The organism is Streptomyces sp. 8L (assembly GCF_020176795.1).
In the GTDB taxonomy this organism is placed as follows: Bacteria; Actinomycetota; Actinomycetes; order Streptomycetales; family Streptomycetaceae; genus Streptomyces.
The window spans coordinates 1-3,115 of record NZ_JAIUKE010000758.1 but is presented as its reverse complement, the minus strand read 5'-3'; the positions used below and the strand labels follow the sequence as shown (position 1 = coordinate 3,115).

Below are 3,115 nucleotides of genomic sequence, written 5' to 3'. Positions count from 1 at the left end.
GGGCGGGCCCTTCGGGACAGGCGGGCCTTTCGGGACGGGCGGGTCCGACGGCACGCCCGACTGGTCCGCGCTGGCCGACGCCTCCGCCGCGCGGGGCCGGCGCAAGCGCTGGCTCCTGATCGGCGGGATCGCGCTCGCGACCTGTGCGGTCGGGGCGATCGTCGCCACCGCCGTCGTCTCGGCGGGCAGCGACGACCGCGCCGCCGATCCGGACCCGAGCACCTCGCAGGCGCTGCCCCCGCTGCCGGAGCCGTCCGTCTCGCCCGAGCCGTCGTTCTCCTCGGTGGCGCCGCAGCCGCCCCTGAACCCGAAGGACTTCATCGACAGCGCGGCGAAGGACAAGGCGCCGCTCAGTTCGGCCACGCTGTTCCCCGGGAAGCGGCTGACGATAGGCGACCGCACGTATGTGAAGGGCGCCACCGCCACGAGTACGAGCTGCGCGGCGGCGACGCAGGGCGCCCTCGGCTCCTCGCTCACCGCGCAGGGGTGCACGCGGCTGATCCGCGCCACGTACAGCAAGGACGGGGTGGCGGTCACGGTCGGCGTCGCCGTCTTCGACAAGGAGGCGCGGGCGCTCGCGGTGAAGAACCAGGGCCCTGGCGGCGGTGTCGCCTCCCTGGCGGGCGCGGGCGTGCCGACGTTCTGCCGGGTCACGGTCTGCCGTACGACGACGAACTCGTACGGGAGGTACGCGTACTTCACGGTCAGCGGGTTCGAGTCGCGGCGCGCGGTGACGGCCAAGGACAAGGCGGTCTTCACGGCGGGCGACGACATCTCGGACTTCGCGTTCCGCCAGATCGCGGCGCGCGGCCAGGCCCAGGCGTCGGCCGCGGCGGCGGCCCGGGACCGCTGACGGCTGCCCCGGCCCCTACGGGTACGCCACGCACGCGCGCGTAGGCCGTAGACGCGTACACCGCGTACGCCGGCGCGCCCCGCACGTCACGTTCAGCCCGCCGGGACCCACTCGAAGTCGTCCGCTTCTCCCCGGGCCGGGGAGATCCAGCGGAGGTAGGGGTCGGCCAGGCCCAGGAGCCGATCGTGGTTCGGGCCCGCGCCGCGCAGGGCGGTTCCGACCGCGTAGAGGGAGTTGCGCCGCGCGAGCGGGCCGCGCAGGGCCGGGAGGTCGAGCGGGGTGGTCGCGAGCAGGCCGGGCCCCTCCGCGAAGACCCAGGCCACCGGGCGCGCGCGGGCGGCTTCTTCCAGCTGGGCGACGAAGGCGGTACGGGCCTCGGCGGTGAGGTAGCTGAGCAGCGAGGCGGTGAACACGACCACCGGCTCGCCGCCCGGCAGCCCGGCGAGCGTCCGCGCGGTGTCCGTGACCGCGTCGCCCGTCACCACGGGGGCGTTGCCGACGGTGCGCGCGAGGGCGACGGCGCCGCGCAGCGTGGCGAGTTCCGCGGTCTGCTCGGGCCAGACGAACGCTTCCAGCCAGGCGCGGGCGTCTGGGTCCGACAGGTCGACGGGGTGCCGGTCGACGCCGAGACGGCGGGTGATCGTCGGCGGCGCCCCGAGGAGTTCCGCGCCGGACGCGCCCCGTACGTCGGTGGAGACCACGACCGGGGACGCGTGAGCCCCCGGCGGGACCTCGCGCGCCGTGCCGTCGAGGCGGTAGTCGTACCGGTCGAACAGCAGGTTGAGTCCGGCGCTCGCGCCGACCTCGACCAGGGCGACGGGCCCCGGCCAGTGGCGTTGGACGTGCTCGACGCCGAGGCGCAGCGCGACGCATCGGCGGATCTCGTTGGTCTGGGTGGAGCGCCGCGCCAGAAGGCGGGTCAGTTCGCCGCGGTGCGGCGCGCAGAAGGCGGAGAACGCCGGGACCAGTCGGTCGTCAACTCCTCGGCGCCCGCCGTGGATCGGGTAGTAGGCGGCCAGTTCGGTGTCACGTCGCGATGCGAGGAGCAGGTTCACCGCGGCGAACAGGAGCGCCGGGCGGCGCTGCGTCTCCGGTGTGTCCAGGAGGAGGGCCAGCAGGCCGTCGTCGCGTGCGACGCCTTCGCTGAGCGCCTCGTACACCGGGGAGCGGCCCCTGGCCTGCGTCGCGCCGAAGAACCGGAACAGCCTCCGGAGCCGTTCCGCCCCGGCGCCCGCCCCGGTGGGCTGGTCCCGCGTCCCGGTCATCGCGCGCCTCCCCCGTGTCGTGCGCCGCTGGGGCGTTCTACCACATCGCCCGGCCCGGAGCGCGGCCCCGGGAAAGCCCTCGCCCGGCTCCGGAGCGCGGCCCCCGGGAGGACCGGCCGCCCGGCGGCAGAGGGGACCGGGCAGGCGTCACCCCCGGGTCACCGGGCCCGTCCCCCGGCACCGCCGGAGGGGCCGGCGCCCCGGTGCGGTACGTCCCGTTCGAACTGCCCGATGGCCACGGTTACTTCCATGCCGGCCAGCGCGTACAGGACGTGCGCCCCGGTCGGGCTCTCGGTGTCGACGTCGAGCCCGATGGAGGCGGCGCCGCGCTTCGCGAACAGCGCGAAGCTCGCCAGCAGCAACGCCCGGCCGAGCCCGAGTCGGCGGGCCGCGCGCCGGACGGCGGGCTAGGGGCGCGAGCCGGCTCCCCGCGCGCTCGGCCGTCGGACGCGACGGGGCGCCGCGAGTACGCGGAGGGGCGGTCCCGGCGCCGCCGGGGCATCCACCGGTCCCGCCGATACGTGCGCCGATGCCGTGAAGGACTGGGGCACTGCGTCCAAGTCCTTGTAGGCCGGGCGGAGTTGGACCAGACTCGTCGTGGAACCTCTTCTGGTCGGGGGACGGGATGAGTCGGTCGGCGGACAGTGATCCGGCAGGGAATGGAGCGGGCCCGTCGCGGGCGCGGCCCGGCGGGGAACCGGCGCGGACGGAGGCCGCCGCGCGTACGCCCTCGCTCGCCGAGGTCGTCGGGGCCGGCGGTGGCCTGCCCGAGGACGCGGTGCTGTGGATCGCGGCCGGGCTGGCCGGGGCGCTCGGCGTGCTGCACCAGGCCGGGCGGGCGCACGGGGACCTGCGGGCGGGGAACGTACTGCGGCCGCGGGGCGGGCCGCGGCTGACCGGTGACGCACCGGGGCGGGGCGCCGGGGCGCCCGTGCCCGCGGCGGACATGATCGCGCTGGGGATGCTGCTGGTCGCCGCGTACGCCGGGGTCAGCGCG

General features: G+C 76.5%; 3 protein-coding genes and 1 pseudogene. 2 read left to right on the top strand and 2 right to left on the bottom strand.

The window, feature by feature from the left end; all coding sequences use genetic code 11:
* The coding region (locus tag LCE31_RS38345; RefSeq protein WP_374118701.1) for a hypothetical protein at window positions 1-853 on the top strand (853 nt) is incomplete at its 5' end.
* Window positions 854-945: 92 nt separating this feature from the next.
* On the opposite strand, the gene LCE31_RS38340 is transcribed toward LCE31_RS38345, so the two are convergent.
* A complete protein-coding gene (locus LCE31_RS38340) occupies window positions 946-2,118 on the bottom strand; it encodes a DUF2332 domain-containing protein (RefSeq protein ID WP_225022799.1) in 1,173 nt (390 codons plus the stop codon).
* 158 nt (window positions 2,119-2,276) lie between these two features.
* A complete protein-coding gene (locus LCE31_RS38335; RefSeq protein WP_225022798.1) occupies window positions 2,277-2,480 on the bottom strand; it encodes a hypothetical protein in 204 nt (67 codons plus the stop codon).
* A gap of 263 nt (window positions 2,481-2,743) precedes the next feature.
* On the opposite strand from LCE31_RS38335, the pseudogene LCE31_RS38330 reads away from it, so the two are divergent.
* A pseudogene (locus tag LCE31_RS38330) lies at window positions 2,744-3,115 on the top strand (hypothetical protein); the annotation flags it as partial.